This window comes from Brevundimonas bacteroides DSM 4726, from assembly GCF_000701445.1.
GTDB classification, from domain to species: Bacteria; Pseudomonadota; Alphaproteobacteria; order Caulobacterales; family Caulobacteraceae; genus Brevundimonas; species Brevundimonas bacteroides.
On sequence record NZ_JNIX01000009.1, the window covers coordinates 87773 to 105123 of the forward strand.

17 protein-coding genes are annotated in these 17351 nt (G+C 67.9%); 10 read left to right on the forward strand and 7 right to left on the reverse strand.

Going from position 1 to position 17351, the window contains the following annotated elements:
- Positions 1-6 precede the first annotated feature (6 nt).
- The 9 genes from sufC to Q333_RS0107715 all read left to right on the forward strand — a co-directional run bounded on the left by sufC (position 7) and on the right by Q333_RS0107715 (position 6639).
- On the forward strand, positions 7-756 hold the full coding sequence (sufC, locus tag Q333_RS0107675) for a Fe-S cluster assembly ATPase SufC (RefSeq protein ID WP_029416166.1): 750 nt from the start codon (positions 7-9) through the stop codon (positions 754-756).
- Positions 753-1769 (forward strand): Fe-S cluster assembly protein SufD, encoded by a 1017-nt coding sequence (sufD, locus tag Q333_RS0107680; protein WP_029416167.1) that lies wholly within the window; start codon positions 753-755, stop codon positions 1767-1769. The genes sufC and sufD overlap by 4 nt, the downstream gene beginning before the upstream one ends.
- Positions 1748-2986 carry an aminotransferase class V-fold PLP-dependent enzyme gene (locus Q333_RS0107685; RefSeq protein ID WP_029416168.1) on the forward strand — a complete coding sequence of 413 codons (1239 nt, stop codon included), beginning with the start codon at positions 1748-1750 and terminating at the stop codon, positions 2984-2986. Before sufD ends, Q333_RS0107685 begins: the two co-directional genes overlap by 22 nt.
- A gap of 5 nt (positions 2987-2991) precedes the next feature.
- Positions 2992-3378, forward strand: a complete 387-nt coding sequence (locus Q333_RS0107690) for an SUF system Fe-S cluster assembly protein (RefSeq protein WP_035294063.1) — start codon at positions 2992-2994, stop codon at positions 3376-3378.
- Positions 3378-3776 carry a HesB/IscA family protein gene (locus tag Q333_RS0107695; RefSeq protein WP_029416170.1) on the forward strand — a complete coding sequence of 133 codons (399 nt, stop codon included), beginning with the start codon at positions 3378-3380 and terminating at the stop codon, positions 3774-3776. The genes Q333_RS0107690 and Q333_RS0107695 overlap by 1 nt, the downstream gene beginning before the upstream one ends.
- A gap of 1 nt (position 3777) precedes the next feature.
- The gene (locus Q333_RS0107700; RefSeq protein WP_029416171.1) at positions 3778-4776 is read left to right on the forward strand and encodes a methionine ABC transporter ATP-binding protein; all 999 of its coding nucleotides are present in this window, start codon (positions 3778-3780) and stop codon (positions 4774-4776) included.
- 62 nt (positions 4777-4838) lie between these two features.
- Positions 4839-5438 carry a methionine ABC transporter permease gene (locus Q333_RS0107705; protein ID WP_245591522.1) on the forward strand — a complete coding sequence of 200 codons (600 nt, stop codon included), beginning with the start codon at positions 4839-4841 and terminating at the stop codon, positions 5436-5438.
- Positions 5439-5464: 26 nt separating this feature from the next.
- On the forward strand, positions 5465-6268 hold the full coding sequence (locus Q333_RS0107710) for a MetQ/NlpA family ABC transporter substrate-binding protein (protein ID WP_029416173.1): 804 nt from the start codon (positions 5465-5467) through the stop codon (positions 6266-6268).
- A 2-nt stretch (positions 6269-6270) separates the two neighbouring features.
- A complete protein-coding gene (locus Q333_RS0107715) occupies positions 6271-6639 on the forward strand; it encodes a TfoX/Sxy family protein (RefSeq protein WP_029416174.1) in 369 nt (122 codons plus the stop codon).
- Here Q333_RS0107715 and Q333_RS0107720 read toward each other — a convergent pair.
- From Q333_RS0107720 to Q333_RS0107730, 3 genes are all read right to left on the reverse strand, one after another.
- Complete coding sequence (locus Q333_RS0107720) at positions 6629-7417, reverse strand: lysophospholipid acyltransferase family protein (RefSeq protein WP_029416175.1); 789 nt, start codon at positions 7415-7417, stop codon at positions 6629-6631. The two genes, Q333_RS0107715 and Q333_RS0107720, sit on opposite strands and share 11 nt — an antisense overlap.
- A gap of 34 nt (positions 7418-7451) precedes the next feature.
- Positions 7452-8507, reverse strand: a complete 1056-nt coding sequence (locus Q333_RS0107725; RefSeq protein WP_029416176.1) for a GGDEF domain-containing protein — start codon at positions 8505-8507, stop codon at positions 7452-7454.
- A 113-nt stretch (positions 8508-8620) separates the two neighbouring features.
- Complete coding sequence (locus Q333_RS0107730) at positions 8621-10117, reverse strand: DEAD/DEAH box helicase (protein ID WP_029416177.1); 1497 nt, start codon at positions 10115-10117, stop codon at positions 8621-8623.
- Between the two features lie 262 nt (positions 10118-10379).
- On the opposite strand from Q333_RS0107730, the gene Q333_RS0107735 reads away from it, so the two are divergent.
- Positions 10380-10754, forward strand: a complete 375-nt coding sequence (locus tag Q333_RS0107735) for a hypothetical protein (RefSeq protein WP_245591509.1) — start codon at positions 10380-10382, stop codon at positions 10752-10754.
- Between the two features lie 7 nt (positions 10755-10761).
- Here Q333_RS0107735 and parE read toward each other — a convergent pair whose 3' ends face one another.
- The 4 genes from parE to Q333_RS0107755 all read right to left on the reverse strand — a co-directional run bounded on the left by parE (position 10762) and on the right by Q333_RS0107755 (position 17215).
- Positions 10762-12831 (reverse strand): DNA topoisomerase IV subunit B, encoded by a 2070-nt coding sequence (gene parE, locus Q333_RS0107740; RefSeq protein WP_029416179.1) that lies wholly within the window; start codon positions 12829-12831, stop codon positions 10762-10764.
- Positions 12797-14131, reverse strand: a complete 1335-nt coding sequence (locus tag Q333_RS0107745) for an O-antigen ligase family protein (protein WP_029416180.1) — start codon at positions 14129-14131, stop codon at positions 12797-12799. Before Q333_RS0107745 ends, parE begins: the two co-directional genes overlap by 35 nt.
- Before the next feature lie 51 nt (positions 14132-14182).
- On the reverse strand, positions 14183-14791 hold the full coding sequence (locus Q333_RS0107750; RefSeq protein ID WP_029416181.1) for a hypothetical protein: 609 nt from the start codon (positions 14789-14791) through the stop codon (positions 14183-14185).
- 102 nt (positions 14792-14893) lie between these two features.
- The gene (locus Q333_RS0107755) at positions 14894-17215 is read right to left on the reverse strand and encodes an ATP-dependent helicase (RefSeq protein ID WP_051651193.1); all 2322 of its coding nucleotides are present in this window, start codon (positions 17213-17215) and stop codon (positions 14894-14896) included.
- Positions 17216-17351 lie beyond the last annotated feature (136 nt).

Genomic DNA, 17351 nt, shown 5'->3' on the forward strand with positions numbered 1-17351 from the left:
GAAACAATGCTCAAGATCAACAACCTCCACGTCTCCGTCGGTGACAAGCCGATCCTCAAGGGGCTGACGCTCGACGTTCCGGCGGGCGAGGTGCACGCCATCATGGGGCCGAACGGGGCGGGCAAGTCGACGCTGGGCTATGCCCTGTCGGGGCGGCCTGGCTATGAGGCGACCGAGGGTGCGGTGGACTGGCGGGGCGAGAGCCTGCTGGACCTGGAGCCTGCCGAGCGGGCGGCCAAGGGCGTGTTCCTGTCGTTCCAGTATCCGATCGAGATCCCCGGCGTCCCGGCCCTGACCTTCGTGCGCACGGCGCTGAACGCGCAGAAGCGGGCGCGGGGCGAGGAGGAGGTGTCGGCGCCGGCGTTTCTGAAACAGGTCAAGGCGGCGTCGGCGGCGTTGAAGATGGACTTCGACATGCTGAAGAGGCCGCTGAACGTCGGCTTCTCCGGCGGCGAGAAGAAGCGGATGGAGATCCTGCAGATGGCCCTGCTGGAGCCCAGCTTGCTCATCCTCGACGAGACCGATTCCGGCCTCGACATCGACGCCCTGCGGATCGTGTCGGAGGGGGTGAATGCGCTGCGGTCGCCGGATCGGGCGATGCTGGTGATCACCCACTATCAGCGACTGCTGGACTACATCAAACCCGACCGGGTGCATGTGCTGGCGGCCGGGCGGATCGTGGCGTCCGGTGGGCCGGAGCTGGCGCATCAGCTGGAGGCGGAAGGGTACGACAAATACCTGCCGCAGGCGGCGTGAGCACGGCCGTCGACCTGCGCGACCCCTCGACCTTCCCGTCGCGGCGGGTCGAGGCTTGGAAATACACCGACCTGGCCCGCGTGTTGCGCGAGACGCCGCCGCCGTCGCCGACGGTCGAGACCGCGCCGGGCGGGCCGTTTGCGGCGCTGGGCGGAGAGGAGATCGCCTTCGCCAACGGCCGGGCGGTCGGAGCCGATGCTTTCGTCGCCTCGGGCGAACAGACGCTGCGGCTACGGTTCGTGTCGGATGCCACGGGAACGGGGCACAGCGCCTCAGTCCGGATTGCGGTCAAGCCGGGCGCGAAACTGACGCTGCTGGAAAGCCATGAAGGTGCTGGCGCAGGATATGTCGCCAGCTATCGCATCGATCTCGACATCCCGGCCGGGGCAGAGGTCACCCGGGTCGTCCTGATCGACGAGCCGGCGGATGCCATTTCGGTGTCCGTGGCGCATGTGAAGACGGTGCCGGGCGCGGTCTATCGCCAAACAACGATCACGAGCGGCGCGAGGCTGCAGCGGCAGGAGACCCATCTGGCTCACGGCGGCGAAGGCACCGAAGTCACGCTGGACGGCCTGTATGCCTTGTCCGGCGAGCGTCACACGGATCTGACGAGCGTGGTTCGCCACGGCGGCCTGAACGGCGTCACCTCACAGCTGACCAAGGGCGTGGTGCGCGACACGGCGCGCGGCGTGTTCCAGGGCAAGATCGTGGTCGAGCGCGGGGCCGACGGCACCGATGCGCGGATGGGCCACCACGCGCTCATTCTCGGCGAGCGGGCCGAGGTGGATGCCAAGCCGGAGCTGGAGATCTATGCCGACGACGTTCAGTGCGCGCACGGCAACACGGTCGGCAATCTGGACGAAAGCGCCCTGTTCTACATGCAGCAGCGTGGCATCCCGGCGGACGAGGCGCGGGCGCTGCTGACGCAGGCCTTCCTGATCGAGGTCGTCGACCGTATCGCGCATGACGGCGAGAGAGAGGTGGTGAGGGAATGGCTGACGGCGCGCCTGTAACCCGCTTCGATCCCTATGCCGCCCGGGCGCAGTTTCCGATCCTGTCGCGGACGGTGAACGGCAAGCCGCTGGTCTATCTGGACTCGGCCGCCTCGGCGCAGAAGCCGCGAGCGGTGATCGACGCCCTGACGGCGGCGATGGAGGGCAGTTACGCCAACGTCCATCGCGGCCTGCACACCCTGGCCAATGAGACGACCGAGGCGTTCGAGCAGGCGCGCGAGACCGTCGCGCGGTTCCTGAACGCCGAGAGCCCCGACCAGATCGTCTGGACCAAGGGCGGGACCGAGGCCTTCAACCTGGTCGCGGCGGGTCTGAGCCAGAGCCTGAAGCCGGGCGACGAGATCATCACCACCCAGATGGAGCACCACGCCAACATCGTGCCGTGGGCCATGCTGAGGGACCGGTTCGGCGTCGTGCTGAAGTGGGCCCCGGTGTTGGACGATGGGGCGCTCGACATGGCGGCGCTGGCCGATCTGATCGGGCCGAAAACCAGGCTGGTCGCCGTGACCCAGATGTCGAATGTGCTGGGCACGGTGAACGATGTGAAGGCGGTCGCCGATCTGGCCCATGCGGCGGGCGCTCTGGTGCTGGTCGACGGGTGCCAGGGGGCGGTGCATTGCGCACCCGATGTCCAGGCGCTGAACTGCGACTTCTACGTCTTCACCGGCCACAAGCTGTATGGCCCGACCGGCATCGGCGGGATGTATGGCAAGCGCGCCGCGCTGGAGGCCCTGCCGCCGTATCAGGGCGGCGGCGAGATGATCGCGACGGTCACGCAGGACGCCGTGACCTATGCCGACATTCCGCACCGGTTTGAGGCGGGGACGCCGCCGATCCTGGAGGCGATCGGCCTGGGGGCCGCGCTGGAATGGTTCATGAGTTTCGATCGCCAGGCGATCGCGGCCCACGAGATGGCGGTCTATGACCACGCTGTGGCGCGACTGTCGGGCCTTAACTGGCTGCGGATCGTTGGTACGGCACCGGGCAAGGGGGCGATCCTGACCTTCACGGTCGAGGGAGCCCATGCCCATGACGTGGCCCAGGTCATGGACCGTTACGGTGTGGCGGTGAGGGCCGGACTGCACTGCGCCGAGCCTCTGTCGCGCCGTTTCGGACTGACTTCGAGCGCGCGGGCCAGCTTCGCCCTATATAACACAGTGGAAGATGCGGACGCCTTTGCGGACGCCCTCATCAAGGCCCGGGAATTCTTCGTGTGAGCGACGTGGACGAAACGATCACCAAGAGCGAGACCTTCGCCGAGACCTGGGCGGAGCCGCAGAAGGCCGCGCTGGATCAGGCCGAGATCGACCGGCTGACCGACGACCTGATCGCGGCGCTGAAGACGGTCTACGATCCGGAGATCCCGGTCGACGTCTATGAGCTGGGTCTGATCTACAAGGTCGATCTGTCCGACGACCGCGACGTGCTTATCGACATGACCCTGACGGCCCCGGGTTGCCCGGTGGCGGGCGAGATGCCCGGCTGGATCGAGGACGCGGTCAAGAAGGTCGAGGGCGTGCGCTCGGCCCGGGCCAATCTGGTGTTCGAGCCGCCGTGGGATCCGTCGAAGATGAGCGACGAGGCGAAGCTCGCCTTGAACATGTTCTGATGACCGATCTCCAGACAGCATCCCGGCCCCGACGCCCGCGCCCCAAGGTCGTCACCCTGAGCGAGGCCGCCGCCGCGCGCGTGCGCGAGATCATGGAGACGGCGGACAAGCCCTATGTCGCCCTGCGCGTCGGGGTGAAGAATGGCGGCTGCGCGGGCCAGGAGTACACTTTCGCCTATGCCGAGACGATCGAGCCGATGGACGAAGTGGTCGAGGACCAGGGCGTGACCATCCTGATCGAGCCCAAGGCCATCCTGTTCCTGATCGGGTCGGAGATCGACTTCGAGACGACGAAGCTGGCGTCCAAGTTCGTGTTCCGCAATCCGAACCAGACGGACGCGTGTGGCTGCGGCGAGAGCGTGACGATCATCCCCGCGGCGGCGCTGGACGCCGACTGACATGATCCGGCTGGAAGGGGTGACCAAGCGCTATCGCAGCGCGGCGGGAGAGCGCGTGGCGCTGGACGCCGTCGACCTGACGGTCGGGCAGGGGCAGGTATTCGGCGTGGTCGGGCGGTCGGGCGCAGGCAAGTCGACGCTGATCCGGACGATCAACCGGCTGGAGACGCCGAACGCGGGCCGCGTGTTCGTGGGCGATCAGGAGATCACGGCGCTGAAGCCCGCCGAACTGCGCGCCGCGCGGCGGCGGATCGGCATGATCTTCCAGCACTTCAACCTTCTGAACGCCAAGACGATCGAAGAAAACGTCGCCTTTCCGCTGCGGCTGGAGGGCCGGCCGGACGCCGAGGTCCGGGCGCGGACGGCTGAGTTGCTGGCCCGGCTGGGGCTGGCGGAACACGCGAAGAAGCACCCGGCCCAGCTGTCGGGCGGGCAGAAGCAGAGGGTGGGCATCGCCCGCGCGCTGGCCTGCGGTCCCGAGGTCCTGTTGTGCGACGAGGCGACCAGCGCGCTCGATCCCGAGACCACGGATGAAATCCTGAGCCTGCTGGACGAGCTGAACCGCGAGCTCGGCCTCACCATCGTGCTGATCACCCACCAGATGGAGGTGGTGCGCCGCGTCTGCGACCGGGTGGCGGTGCTGAAGGACGGGCGGGTGGTGGAGGAGGGGGCGACGGCGGACGTCTTCCTGCACCCGAAATCGCCGGTGACGAAAGCCATGCTGGCGGAAGGCGAGGGGGGCGAGACATTCGATGCCTCCCTGGCTCCGGCCGGCGGACGGCTGGCGCGGCTGACATTCCGGGGTCCGGCGACCTACGAGCCCGAGCTGAGCCGCGTCGCGCGGTCGGTGGGTGTCGACTATTCCATCCTGTCGGGTCGCATCAGCCGCATCCGGGGCGAACCCTATGGCCAGATGGTGGTGGCCTTCACCGGCGGCGACGCCGAGGCCGCCGTGGCGCGGCTGTCGGAGCGCGGCGTGGTGGTGGAGGCGGTGTCGTGACCGAGTTCTTTGCCAACGTGGACTGGCCCGAGATCGTGCGCGCGACGCGCGACACCCTGCTGATGCTCGGCGGGTCGATGGCCCTGACCGTGCTGTTCGGCATTCCGCTGGGGGTGCTGCTGTATCTGTCGGGCAAGGGGCGGCTGGCGGCCAATCCGGTGCTGAACGGGCTGCTGTCGCTGATCGTCAACATCCTGAGGTCGGTGCCCTTCATCATCCTGCTGATCGTCATGCTGCCGGTGACGGTGATCCTGGTCGGCACTTCGCTGGGCGTCGCCGGGGCCATTCCGCCGCTGGTGGTGGGGGCCGCGCCCTTCTACGCCCGCCTGGTCGAGACGGCGTTGCGCGAGGTCGACAAGGGCGTGGTTGAGGCGACCCAGGCAATGGGCGGCTCGACCTTCCAGATCGTGACCCGCGCCCTGTTGCCCGAGGCCATGCCCGGGATCATCGCGGGCGCAACGGTCACGGCGATCGCTCTGGTCAGCTACACCGCCATGGCGGGTGTGGTCGGAGCGGGCGGTTTGGGCGACCTGGCCGTGCGTTTCGGCTATCAGCGGTTCCAGACCGACGTCATGGTCGTGACCGTCGTTTTGCTCTTGGTGCTCGTACAAATTCTGCAGATGTTCGGTGACGCCTTGGTCGCCCGCGTTTCCCACCGCTGATTTCCTCCGACGAAAGGCATCTCCCCATGCTTCGCCGCTCGCTTCTGATCGCCGCCGCTACTTTGGCGCTCGCCGCCTGCGGCCAGGGGGCCGACAAGGCCGACGATGGCACCGGGCCGCTGGTGGTGGGCGCGACCGCGGTGCCGCACGCCGAGATCCTCGAGTTCCTGGCACCGTCGCTGGCCGAGGCCGGGACGCCGATCGAGGTGCGGGTGTTCAACGACTACGTCCAGCCCAACACACAGCTGGTCGAGGGCGGACTGGACGCCAACTACTTTCAGACCAAGCCCTATCTGGACGAGTTCAACGCCGCGCGCGGCGCGACCCTGGTCACCGTCGCCGGCATCCATGTGGAGCCGCTGGGAGCCTATTCGCGGCGGTTCCAGACGCTGGCGGCCCTGCCGGACGGGGCCGATGTCGCCATCCCCAACGATGCGTCCTCGGTCGGGCGGTCGCTGATCCTGCTGCAGACAGCCGGGCTGATCCGCCTGGCCGACCCGACCAACCCGTCCCAGAGTCTGCGCGACATCACCGAGAACCCCAAGAATCTGCGCTTCCGCGAGCTGGAATCCGCGACCTTGCCGCGTGTGCTGGATCAGGTCGACATGGCGGTGATCAACACCAACTACGCCTTGGACGCGGGCCTGAACCCGCGCGAGGACGCCCTGACGATCGAGGGCGGCGACAGCCCCTACGTCAACTATCTGGTCACGCGTGCAGAGGACCAGAACGACCCGCGCGTCCAGGCCCTGGCCACTGCGCTGCGCAGTCAGGCGGTCAAGGACTTCATCGCCGAAAAGTACGACGGCGCGGTCATCCCGGCGGCCTGACGGTGGCCTACGATCCAGGCTTCGGCGAGTGGGTGCGCGAGCATTTCGCCGCCTTGGAGCCGCTTGAGATCAAGCGGATGTTCGGCGGGGCGGCGGTCTATTCCCAGGGCTTGATCTTCGCCCTGCTGGACGACGGCGTCGTCTGGCTGAAGGCCGACGAGGTCAATCAGCCGTTGCTGGAACAGGCGGGCGCCCGGCAGTTCACCTTTGCGGGAAAAGATGGGGAGCCGATGGCGATGGCCTACTGGTCTCTGCCGGAAAGCGCCCTGGACGATGCTGACGAAGCCGTCGATTGGGCTCGGCGGTCCATCGACGTCGCCCTCAGGAAGGCTGCGGCGAAGAAACCTCGGAAGGCCAAGCTCAAGCCATAGCGGCTTCGCGCTTCGCCGCCTTGGCCGCCTCGTCAGGCGCCAGCACCCGGACGTTCGGCGTGACAGGGCCGCCCCGCGCCTCGGCGATCAGCTCGGCGGTCTTGCCCTCCACGACCTCTTCCAGTCGCGCCAGGAACTCGTCCTTGCCGAGACCGGTTGGGATGGGGTCGAGAAACTCCAGCGTCGCCGTTCCGGGGTGCTTGCGGTACTCCTCCTGCGGCCAGAACAGGCCGAGGTTGGTGGCGAGCGGCACGACCGGCATGTCGAAGTCCCGGTACATGTGCCAGACGCCGGAGCGGTAGCGGAACTTCTCCCCGACCTTGGCGAGGTTGCCCTCGGGATAGATCAGGATGCGGCGGCCCTCGCGATGCGCCGTCGCGCCACTCTGCTTGAGCGAGTCCCGGGCTTCGCGGCCGCCGCAGTTGTTGACGACGATGGCCCCGAGTTTCCTCAGGACCGTGCCCAGCAGGGGGAACTTTTCCAGATGATCGCCGGTGACGAAGGCCAGATCGTCGAACTGGTCGTAGGTGGCGAAGCCGTCGCCCCAGCTCTGGTGCTTCGACGCGATGATGAAGGCGCCGGTGGGCACCCGCTCCTTGCCGCGCACCTTGATGCGGATGCCCGCCAGGATGCGCATGGCCTGGACCATACGGCGTACATAGGCGCGGATGACGGCGGCGGTCGCGTCGCGGCCGGGGATCAGGGCGGCGAAGGCGGCGGTCAGGCCATAGCCGATGGACAGGGCCCAGTAGGCGACGGCGAAGGCGAAACTGCGCATTGGACCAGACTAACAAACGGGAAGCGGGCGAAACCTAGGCGGCTTCCTGATACCGTTCGCCATTCGTCACTTGGTTACGTCCGTTGCGCTTGGAAGCGTAAAGGGCGGCGTCGGCGCGGTCCAGAAGCTCGGAGCCGGTTTCGCCTGTCCGGCGCTGCGCAAGGCCCGCCGAAATGGTGACGGCGCCCAGTTCGTCGTTGGTCGAGCGACGGCGAAGAGCGCGCGCGCCGATCTCCGTGCGGATGGCGTTCAGGGCGGCCTCGACCACCGAGGCGCTCTCGCCTGGGAAGATCACGGCGAACTCTTCTCCGCCGAAGCGGGCGGCGATACGCGGGGACTTGGAGGCCCGACCGATCACGCTGGCGACATAGCGCAGGACCTGGTCGCCGGTCTGGTGGCCCCAGGTGTCGTTGAACCGCTTGAAGTGGTCGATGTCGAGAACGGCCAGGGTCAGGGGCTGGCGCTTCTTGTCGGCCTCGTCGCAGGCGCGCAGCAGCTCTTCGTCGAAGGCCTTGCGGTTGGCGAGGTTGGTGAGCGCATCGGTCATGGCGTCGCGCCGGACCTGCTCAAGATGCTCGCGAAGACGCGCGACCTCCTTCGTCGACGTCTCCAGCCGCTTCTCCAGGGTGGCGTTCTCGGCCTGGACCTTGGTCGTCGCCTTGGTCAGCTTGGACACCACGCCGAGCAGGGCGGTCGGCTCCGAGGTCGCTTCAAGCTGGGTCGAGGCGCCGGCGAGGGTCTCGCCATAGGCGGTTTGAGACTGCTGGGCGCGGGCGATGACTTCGGAGACGGTCGAGAGTTCGCGGTTCAACACGGCTCCGGCGTCCCGGATTTCTTCCGACAGTCGGCCGCGCGGCAGATACTCGGCCGCCAGCATTTCGGACGTGCCTTCGGTGAAGGCGGTGCCGTCGGCCAGCAGCCGTTGCATCTCCTTGCCCAGCGGACCGTCCGGCTCGCCGAGGTAGTGCAGCCAGAGTTCGAAGTTGAGCGGGGTGGGCCAGACGCCGGCCGCTTCCATCTCCGCGACCGCGCGTTTGGCCAAGGCGAAGGCCTCGGGCGTGCGAAGCGTGGTCTGGACCTGGGCTGTCATTCTGCTCCCCCGGCGCCGGCCGACATATCGCCGCCGCTGTCGGAGAACAGCTCTAGTCGAGGTTCCGTAACACCGGGTTAAAGGCGCGCGCGAGTACAACCTATGGTGGTGTTCTAGACCTTCAGCGCCACCGAGCGGCGAAGGAAGGCGGGCACGTCCGCACCGAAGCCGAGTCCCTCGCGCGCCGGGGGGGCGTCGCGGTCGGTTCGTCCGCCGGCACGGCGGTCCGCCTGGCGCAAACGCGGCTCGTTGGCGGGGCGGGGCTCGGCAAGGACGGCAGCCGGGATTGCGACAACGGCCTGTTCAGCCGGAGCCGTAGCGGCGGTCACGGCTTCGGCGCGGCCCGGGCGACGGCTGCGCGAGCGACGCGGGGCAGCCTCCATCTGGGCGGTCGGATCGCCTTGCACGGCCGTCAGGGCCTTTTCGGCGGCCGGCTTGGCCGCCGGACCGCCGCGGCGGGCCCCGCCGAGGTCAGACCAGTCGATGTCGAGCGTCAGTTCCTGAGGCTCCATCTTGATGAGCTTCATGACCTTATCCAGCGACTTGTCGTCGGCGGGGGTGACGATCATGAAGGCTTGGCCCAGCTTGCCGGCTCGGCCCGTGCGGCCGATCCTGTGGACATAGTCGTCGGCGTGATGCGACACGTCGTAGTTGAAGACGTGGCTGACGTCGGGAATGTCCAGTCCGCGCGCGGCGACGTCGGACGCCACCAGCAGCTTGAGCTCGCCCGAGCGGAAGGCGGCCAGCGTCTTCATCCGCAGGGACTGGTCCAGGTCGCCGTGGATCGGCGCGGCGTCGAAGCCGTGGGTCTTCAGCGACTTCGCGACGACGTCCACTTCGGACTTGCGGTTGCAGAAGACGATGCCGTTCTTGACGTCCTCGCGGCCGACGAGGGCCCGCAGCGCCGCGCGCTTGGCCTTGGGGTCCGACGAAGGGATGCGGACCAGATACTGGGTGATGGTCTCGGCCGTCATGGCCGGGCGCGAGGCCTCGATCCGGGTCGGATCCTTGAGGAACTGGGTCGTCAGCCGGGTGATCTCCGGCGGCATGGTGGCCGAGAAGAACAGGGTCTGGCGCTTGGGCGGCGTCAGTTTGAAGATGCGCTCGATATCGGGGATGAAGCCCATGTCCAGCATGCGGTCGGCCTCGTCGACGACCATCATTTCCACGCCGGTCAGCAACATCTTGCCACGCTCGAACAGGTCCAGAAGACGGCCCGGCGTGGCGATGAGAACGTCGACACCTTTGTTCAGCGCCGCGACCTGGTCGCCCATGGAGACGCCGCCGATCAGCAGGACCCAGCTGAGCTTGGTGCCCTTCGCATACTTCTTGAACTGCTCGGCGACCTGATCGGCGAGCTCGCGGGTCGGGGCCAGAACCAGCGCGCGCGGCATGCGGGCGCGGGCGCGTCCGGTCGACAGGCGCTCGATCAGCGGCAGGGTGAAGGCGGCCGTCTTGCCGGTGCCGGTCTGGGCGATGCCCAGCACGTCGCGGCCGGCGAGCGCGACCGGAATGGCCTGGGCCTGGATCGGGGTGGCGGTGGTGTAGCCCGTGTCGATCACGGCCTGCAGGGTGGTGGGCGACAGGCCCAGCTGGGAAAATTCGGTCATGCGTCCTTGCGACGAAAGCCGAGGGCGCGATTAGCGCCTCGGCGGGAGAGGAAAGCCGACCCTCGATGATCGGCGGGGATATGCGCGGAACCGCCCGTGCCGCTGGGCGTGCGGGCGGCGCGAATCGCCAGTCCTGCTCCGTACAAGACCGCTATATGGAAATCCCCACACCAGAGTCAAGTATTCTCGCCGGGCTGCCGACTTGCATCGGAGTTACCAATCGTTAAGGAATAACGCCGGGAGAGGCTGCAAGGGTGGGGGCATGAAGGGCTCGCGTCGTTCGTTCGCGCTGATCGTCGCCATGGCGATCTCTGTCGGAACCGTACCGCAGGCGGCGAGAGCCGACATCGAGCAGGCCTTCGGCAATACGCTCGTATCTCACTATCCCGACGGGGGCTGGGTCCGGCACTGGTTCAATCCGGATGGCAGCTATTCCGCGCGGTTCTCGAGCGGGCGCACGATCACCGGTCGCTGGCGCATCGAGGGCGACCGGGTCTGCCTGAACAACATCACCCCCTCGATCATGATGATCTCGCGCTTCTGCTCGCCGATGATCTCCGCGAGCGTCGGAGAGCGGTGGGAATCGCGCGATCCCCTGGGTCGGCGCGTGACGAACGTGCTTCAACGAGGGCGCTAGCGCCGGCTCAAACGTCCAGGTCCGCCACCGCGAACCGGGCGTTGTCCTGGATGAAGCGGAAGCGGGCGTCGGCTTTCTTGCCCATCAGGCGTTCGACCAGGTCCTCGATGTCCTCCTCGGAGGAGGGCAGGGTGACCTTGGCCAGGGTGCGCTTCTTCGGGTCCATGGTGGTCTCCTTGAGCTGGGAGGCCATCATCTCGCCGAGACCCTTGAACCTGCCGACCTCGACCTTCTTGCCCTTGAACACCGTGGCCATCAGCTCCTCGCGGTGGGCCTCGTCTCGGGCGTATTCGCTGAGCGGCCCGGCCTGGAGCCGATAGAGCGGCGGCAGCGCCATGAACAGCCGGCCCTGGCGTATCACCTCCGGCATGGAGCGATAGAAGAAGGTGATCAGCAGCGCCGCGATATGGGCCCCGTCCACGTCGGCGTCGGTCATGATGACGATCCGCTCATAGCGCAGCGCGTCGATGTCGAAGCGCGGGCCTGGCGTGATGCCCAGCGCTAAGGTCAGGTCGTTGAGCTCGATGTTCTGGCGCAGCTTGTCAGCGGTGGCCGAGGCGACGTTCAGGATCTTGCCGCGCAGGGGCAGGATGGCCTGGGTCGCGCGGTCGCGGGCCTGCTTGGCCGAGCCGCCGGCCGAGTCGCCTTCGACGATGAACAGCTCGGTGCCCTCTGCGGACTGGCGCGTGCAGTCCGCCAGCTTGCCGGGCAGGCGCAGCTTCTTGGTCGCGGCGGCGCGCTGGACCTCCTTGTCCTTGCGGCGACGCAGCCGGTCCTCGGCGCGTTCGATGATGAAGCCGAGCAGGACATTGGCCTGTTTCGGGTTCTCGGTCAGCCAGTGATCGAGCGGGTCGCGGATCAGGGTCTCGACGATCTTCTGGCCGTCGGGCGAGGACAGGCGGTCCTTGGTCTGGCCCTGGAACTCGGGATTGCGGATGAAGACGCTGATCAGGGCGCCGGCGTTGGCGATGACGTCCTCGGCCGTGATCTGGGCGGCGCGTTTCTCGTTGGTCAGCTCGCCATAGGCTTTGAGCCCCTTGACCAGGGCTGCCCGGAAGCCGGCCTCGTGGGTGCCGCCGTCCGGCGTGGAAACGGTGTTGCAGTAGGACTGGACGAAGCTGTCGGCGTCGCCAAAGCCGATGGGCGACCAGGTCACGGCCCATTCAACGGCCCCGGCCTCGCCCTTGCGCTCCACGCGGCCGGAGAAGGTCGGGGTGACGGTCTCCATCTCGCCGATGCGTTCGGCCAGGGCGTCGGCCAGGCCGTTGGGGAAATGGAAGGTCGCCTCGGTCGGGGTGTGGTCGGTGATGCGCTCGGCCGAGCAGGTCCAGCGGATTTCGACGCCCCGGAAAAGATAGGCCTTGGACCGGGCCATGCGGAACAGGCGGGCGGGCTTGAAGGCCGCGCCGACGCCGAAGATCTCGGCGTCCGGGTGGAAGCGGATCAGGGTGCCGCGCTTCTTCGACGGGCCGACCTGCTGGATGGGCCCCAAAGGATGTCCCCGGCTGAAGGACTGCTTCCACTCGAACCCGTCGCGCCAGACGGTGACGTCCAGCTCGTCCGACAGGGCGTTGACGACCGAGACGCCCACGCCGTGCAGGCCGCCGGAGGTCTCATAGGCCTTGCCCGAGAACTTGCCGCCCGAGTGCAGCACGGTCATCACCACCTCGAGCGCCGACTTGCCGGGATGTTTGGGGTGGGGGTCGACGGGAATGCCCCGCCCGTCGTCGCGGACGGACAGCACGCCGTCGGCGTCGAGGTCGACGGTGATCAGCTTGGCGTGCTTGGCCACCGCCTCGTCCATGGCGTTGTCCAGGACTTCGGCGAACAGGTGATGCAGAGCCCGCTCGTCGGTGCCGCCGATGTACATGCCGGGCCGCTTGCGGACGGGCTCCAGCCCTTCCAGCACCTCGATGGAGGAGGCGGAGTAGCCGCCGGCGGGCGTGGCCGCGGCGTGAGCCGGGGCGGGGGCCGTCGCCTGGGGCTTCAGGGCCGGTTCGGGCGCAGGGGCGGGGGCCGCAGACTTGTGCGGCTCGGGCATGTCATCGAACAGGGACGGGGCGGAGGCGGAGGGCATAGCCTGAGTGTGCGGCGATTCGGGGAGCCGTCTGGTAGGCCCCTGACACCCGCCGGGCAAGGGGCGCGCGCACCGGCTCGGGCTCGGCGGCAAGGGCGCGGGCGAGGATGGCCAGCAGCAGGGTCCAGGGCAGGTTGGCGTGGCTGAGCAGCACGCTCTCGGACAGGCTGAGCAGCAGGAAGACGGCGAGGTAGCCGACGCCCCAGTAGCCTTCGCGCGCGCCCGCGCCGGGGATGCGGACGAGGGTGGCGAGGAATGCCAGCAGGACCACGCCGCCGGTCAGCACGGCGCCCGGCCAGCCCAACTGGATCAGCAGGTCGATCCAGCCGTTGTGCGCGGACGGTACGGGCCACTGGGTCTCCAGCCGGATGAACTCGGCGGGCACGGAATCGATGCCCCAGTAGGCGGAGTAGCCAAACCCAGTCCACGGCCGCTCGGCCACATCGCGCATGAGGGCGGCCCAGATGTCGGTCCGGCCGGTCAGCGACGGGTCCTTGCCCAGCGCGACCAGAACCGTCTCCGGGTCGGTGATGAAGACGTAGCCTCCGACCGCACTCAACACGACGCCGAACCACAGGGCCACAATGGAGAAGGCCGCGCCGCCCCTCCGCATGGCCCACAGCCCGCCGATGGCTCCGGTCCCCAGGATCAGGCAGAGCAGGGAGGTCTTGGACTGGGTCGCCAGGGTCAGCAGGGTCGCCACGACCAGGGTGATGGCGGGCAGCAGGCGGCGCGGATCGCCGGACGCCAGGCAGGCGGCGGCGGCCACCGCTCCGGCGGACATGACGAGGCCCATCTGGTTCTTCTCGTACCAGAGACCGCGCCACAGTCCGGCGTTCTCGGCCTGGTGGATGCCGATGGTCGGATTGACCGCGATCATCACCAGACTGCCCAGCCCCATGCCGAGCACGCACAGCATCAATAGACGTGGCAGATGCGGCCCCCGGAAGACGATGCCCAGGTAGATGGCGAAGGCCGATGAGATGGCCATGGCGACGACCCGCCTCTGGGTCACCTCCGGATCGATCGACCACCATTTGGAGGCGAAGGCGTGCAGCACCAGAACGCCGAGCATGATCCACACCGGCCAGGCCCGGATCAGGGCGGGCAGTCGATAGAGGATCAGTCCGGCGATGACGGCATAGACCGGAAGCCACACCAACCGCAGGATCGGCGTCTCCTCCTGCGTTGGCGCGAACAACGGCCCGATCAGCGCCTGGGTCAGCATGAAGACAACGAACCCCGCCAGCACCTGCTCCCAGGTGGGAGGTCCGGAATCGACGACCGAAGAGGCGGGCATGGCGGGGCGCACGTCCCACCATGCCTGCCAAATCCTTAACGAACGGCGACCCTAGTAACCGAGCGCCGCGACGGACTCGTTGACGCGAGCGAGGACCGCGTCGTTACCGGCGTAGGCTTGCCGGGTCGCGTTGGTTTCAGCCTGGAGGTACTGACAGCCCGCCTCACTCCAAAGGCCCTCAAGCCGAGTGTTTTGCTCCGCGTCGTCGCCCGCTTCGCCAGCAAAGCCCGCGCACTGCTCGGCCTTGGAGATGAAACGCGCAAGGCCCTCTTCTCCCATCTCCGGGGTAGCGGCTGCCGGAGGCGAGTTGGGGACAGCAGCGCCTTCGACGGGTGTCATCGCCCCGTCAATCGCCGCGATAGCCGCGCTGTCGTCGGCATGGGTCTGGCGCAGGGTCCCGGCGTCCGCCCCGAGGGTTTCACATGCATTCTCGGTCCACGCGGCCATGACCTCTTCGCGCGTGGCGTCCGCGTGCGGGCCACTGGCGCGAGCCTCGTCGGACCAGGACCGACATTCTCCGGCCCGCGCCACGAAGGCGGTGACATCGTCCGGTAGAGCGGCGTCGCCCTCGGCGTTGGAAGGCTCCGTGGAGCCGCCGCAAGCGGCGAGCGATCCGGCCATCAGGCCGACCGCGAGAATACGATACAGGTGACGTGACATGTTGCCTCCCCGGCGATCCGCTGCCCCCTGCAACGGATGGAACCCTAAGCTAGGCCATAAAGCCGAGGCGGCTCCAGTCGGAAATCGACGGTTTTCGGAAGCTCAGACGCGTTCGACGAAGGTATCGATCACCCGCTTCTCGCCCGCCTTCTCGAACTCGACCGTAAGCTTGTTGCCCTCGACCACGCGCACCGCGCCGTAGCCGAACTTCTGGTGAAACACCCGGTCGCCCTTGGACCAGCCGCTGCCTGCGCTCGGGTCGGCGGTGGCGATCAGGCGGCCGTCGCCTTCGATCAGGGTCTGGCGGGCGGGGCGGGCAGCGGGGGCTTTCGACGCCACGAACGACTGGGCGCGCTGCCAGCCGGGCGAAGTGTAGCCCGCGCCGAAGGACGGGGCCTCGTCCCAGCGGGACTTGGCCTCCTTCATGCCGGCGGAGGCCCCGTAGTAGCCGGTGTCTGACTCCGCCTCGACGTGGTCGATGGGCAGTTCGTCGACGAAGCGGCTGGGCAGCTGGCTGGTCCAGCGACCGTAGACGAGGCGGTTGGCGGCAAACGAGATGCGCGCGTCCTGTTTCGCCCGCGTGACGCCGACGTAGGCGAGGCGGCGTTCCTCCTCCAGGCCCTTTTCGCCCTTCTCGTCGATGCTGCGCTGGGACGGGAAGACGCCTTCCTCCCAGCCCGGCAGGAAGACGAGCGGGAACTCCAGCCCCTTGGCGCCGTGCAGCGTCATGATCTGAACGGCGTCGGAAGACGGCCCGCGATCCAGGTCCATGACGAGCGAGACATGCTCCAGATAGGCCCCCAGCGTCTCGAAGGACTGCATGGCCTGGGTCAGTTCCTTCAGGTTGTCGAGCCGCGCCGGGCCGGTCGCGCGGTCGGCCTTCTGCATGTCGACGTAGCCGCTCTCCTCCAGCACCGTCTCGGTCAGGAGCCAGTGGCGCGTGTCGGACGCCAGGGCGCGCCAGCGGTCGAGATCACGCACAAAGGTGGACAGCGACGTGCGGGTGCGGGCCTGAAGCTCGTCCGATGTGATCAGATCGCGCACGGCCGCCATGGCGGAGACTCCGCGATGCCTGGCGATCTGCAGAATCTTCTGCACCGAGGTGTCGCCGATCCCGCGCTTGGGCACGTTGACGATGCGCTCGAAGGCCAGATCGTCGTCCTCGGACTGGATCAGGCGCAGATAGGCGTGGGCGTCGCGGATCTCGGCGCGTTCGAAGAAGCGCGGCCCGCCGATGACGACATAGGGGATGGCGAGCAGCACGAACCGCTCTTCGAAGGCCCGCATCTGAAACGAGGCGCGGACCAGGACGGCCATGTCCTTGTAGGCCATGCCGGCGCGGCGCGCGGTCTCGATCTCGTCGGCGATCAGGCGGCTTTCGGCCTCGCCGTCCCAGACGCCGCGCACGCGGACCTTGTCGCCGGTCTGATCCTCGGTCCACAGCGTCTTGCCGAGCCGGTCGCGGTTGGCGGCGATCAAGCCGGAAGCCGCGCCCAGGATATGCCGTGTCGAGCGATAGTTGCGCTCCAGCCGGATGACTTTCGCGCCCGGAAAGTCGCGCTCGAACCGCAGGATGTTGTCCACCTCGGCGCCCCGCCAGCCATAGATCGACTGATCGTCGTCGCCGACGCAGCAGACGTTGCCGGTCGAGGAGGTCAGCAGCCTCAGCCACAGATACTGGGCGACGTTGGTGTCTTGATACTCGTCGACGAGGATGTAGCGGAACCTCCGACGATATTCCTCCGCCAGATCGGCGTGTTGCGACAGGATCGTCAGGTTGTGCAGCAAGAGATCGCCGAAGTCGCAGGCGTTCAGGGTGACCAGCCGCGCCTGGTAGGCGGCATATAGGCTCTGGCCCTTGCCGTTGGCGAAGTCCTCGCCGGGTGGGAGCTTCTCGGGCGTCCAGCCGCGGTTCTTCCAGTGGTCGATCAGCCCGGCCAGAGAGCGCGGCGTCCAGCGCTTGGTGTCGATGTTGGCGGCTTCCAGCAGCTGCTTCAGCAGCCGCTCCTGGTCGTCGGTGTCCAGGATGGTGAAGCTGGATTTCAGCCCGACCAGCTCGGCGTGGCGACGCAGAATCTGGGCGGCGACGGAGTGGAAGGTGCCGAGCCAGCGCAGGCCCTCGGCCGAGGGGCCGATCAGGTGGGTGATCCGCTCGCGCATCTCGCGCGCGGCCTTGTTGGTGAAGGTGACCACCAGCAGCTCCCACGGACGCGCCCGGCCGGTCGCCAGGATGTGCGCCAGCCGTGTGGTCAGGACGCGGGTCTTGCCGGTACCCGCGCCGGCCAGGACCAGAACCGGCCCCTCGGTCGCTTCCACGGCCGCGCGCTGCTCCGGATTGAGACCCGCCAGATAGTCCGGCGTCTCATGCGCCACGCCGCCGGGACCGCGCGAACGGGCCAGGTCGGAGATGCGCGGGGCGGGCATTGGGACGTCGGTCAAGCGGGCGGACTCTCGGGCGGCGGAATCGAGAACATAAGGGGCACGGCGACCAAAGTCAGGCGCCGAACAGCGACGCCTGTCGGAACCGCGAAGCGTGACCGGTGTTCTTGCCGCACAGGGA

What these genes read in the sequence shown, in the direction of transcription:
- sufC (WP_029416166.1), top strand. Translation starts at nt 7, where the DNA reads ATGCTCAAGATCAACAACCTCCACGTCTCCGTCGGTGACAAGCCGATC.
- Q333_RS0107685 (WP_029416168.1), top strand. Translation starts at nt 1,748, where the DNA reads ATGGCTGACGGCGCGCCTGTAACCCGCTTCGATCCCTATGCCGCCCGG.
- Q333_RS0107695 (WP_029416170.1), top strand. Translation starts at nt 3,378, where the DNA reads ATGACCGATCTCCAGACAGCATCCCGGCCCCGACGCCCGCGCCCCAAG.
- Q333_RS0107700 (WP_029416171.1), top strand. Translation starts at nt 3,778, where the DNA reads ATGATCCGGCTGGAAGGGGTGACCAAGCGCTATCGCAGCGCGGCGGGA.
- Q333_RS0107705 (WP_245591522.1), top strand. Translation starts at nt 4,839, where the DNA reads ATGCTCGGCGGGTCGATGGCCCTGACCGTGCTGTTCGGCATTCCGCTG.
- Q333_RS0107710 (WP_029416173.1), top strand. Translation starts at nt 5,465, where the DNA reads ATGCTTCGCCGCTCGCTTCTGATCGCCGCCGCTACTTTGGCGCTCGCC.
- Q333_RS0107720 (WP_029416175.1), bottom strand. Translation starts at nt 7,417, where the DNA reads ATGCGCAGTTTCGCCTTCGCCGTCGCCTACTGGGCCCTGTCCATCGGC.
- Q333_RS0107725 (WP_029416176.1), bottom strand. Translation starts at nt 8,507, where the DNA reads ATGACAGCCCAGGTCCAGACCACGCTTCGCACGCCCGAGGCCTTCGCC.
- Q333_RS0107730 (WP_029416177.1), bottom strand. Translation starts at nt 10,117, where the DNA reads ATGACCGAATTTTCCCAGCTGGGCCTGTCGCCCACCACCCTGCAGGCC.
- Q333_RS0107735 (WP_245591509.1), top strand. Translation starts at nt 10,380, where the DNA reads ATGAAGGGCTCGCGTCGTTCGTTCGCGCTGATCGTCGCCATGGCGATC.
- parE (WP_029416179.1), bottom strand. Translation starts at nt 12,831, where the DNA reads ATGCCCTCCGCCTCCGCCCCGTCCCTGTTCGATGACATGCCCGAGCCG.
- Q333_RS0107745 (WP_029416180.1), bottom strand. Translation starts at nt 14,131, where the DNA reads ATGCCCGCCTCTTCGGTCGTCGATTCCGGACCTCCCACCTGGGAGCAG.
- Q333_RS0107750 (WP_029416181.1), bottom strand. Translation starts at nt 14,791, where the DNA reads ATGTCACGTCACCTGTATCGTATTCTCGCGGTCGGCCTGATGGCCGGA.
- Q333_RS0107755 (WP_051651193.1), bottom strand. Translation starts at nt 17,215, where the DNA reads ATGCCCGCCCCGCGCATCTCCGACCTGGCCCGTTCGCGCGGTCCCGGC.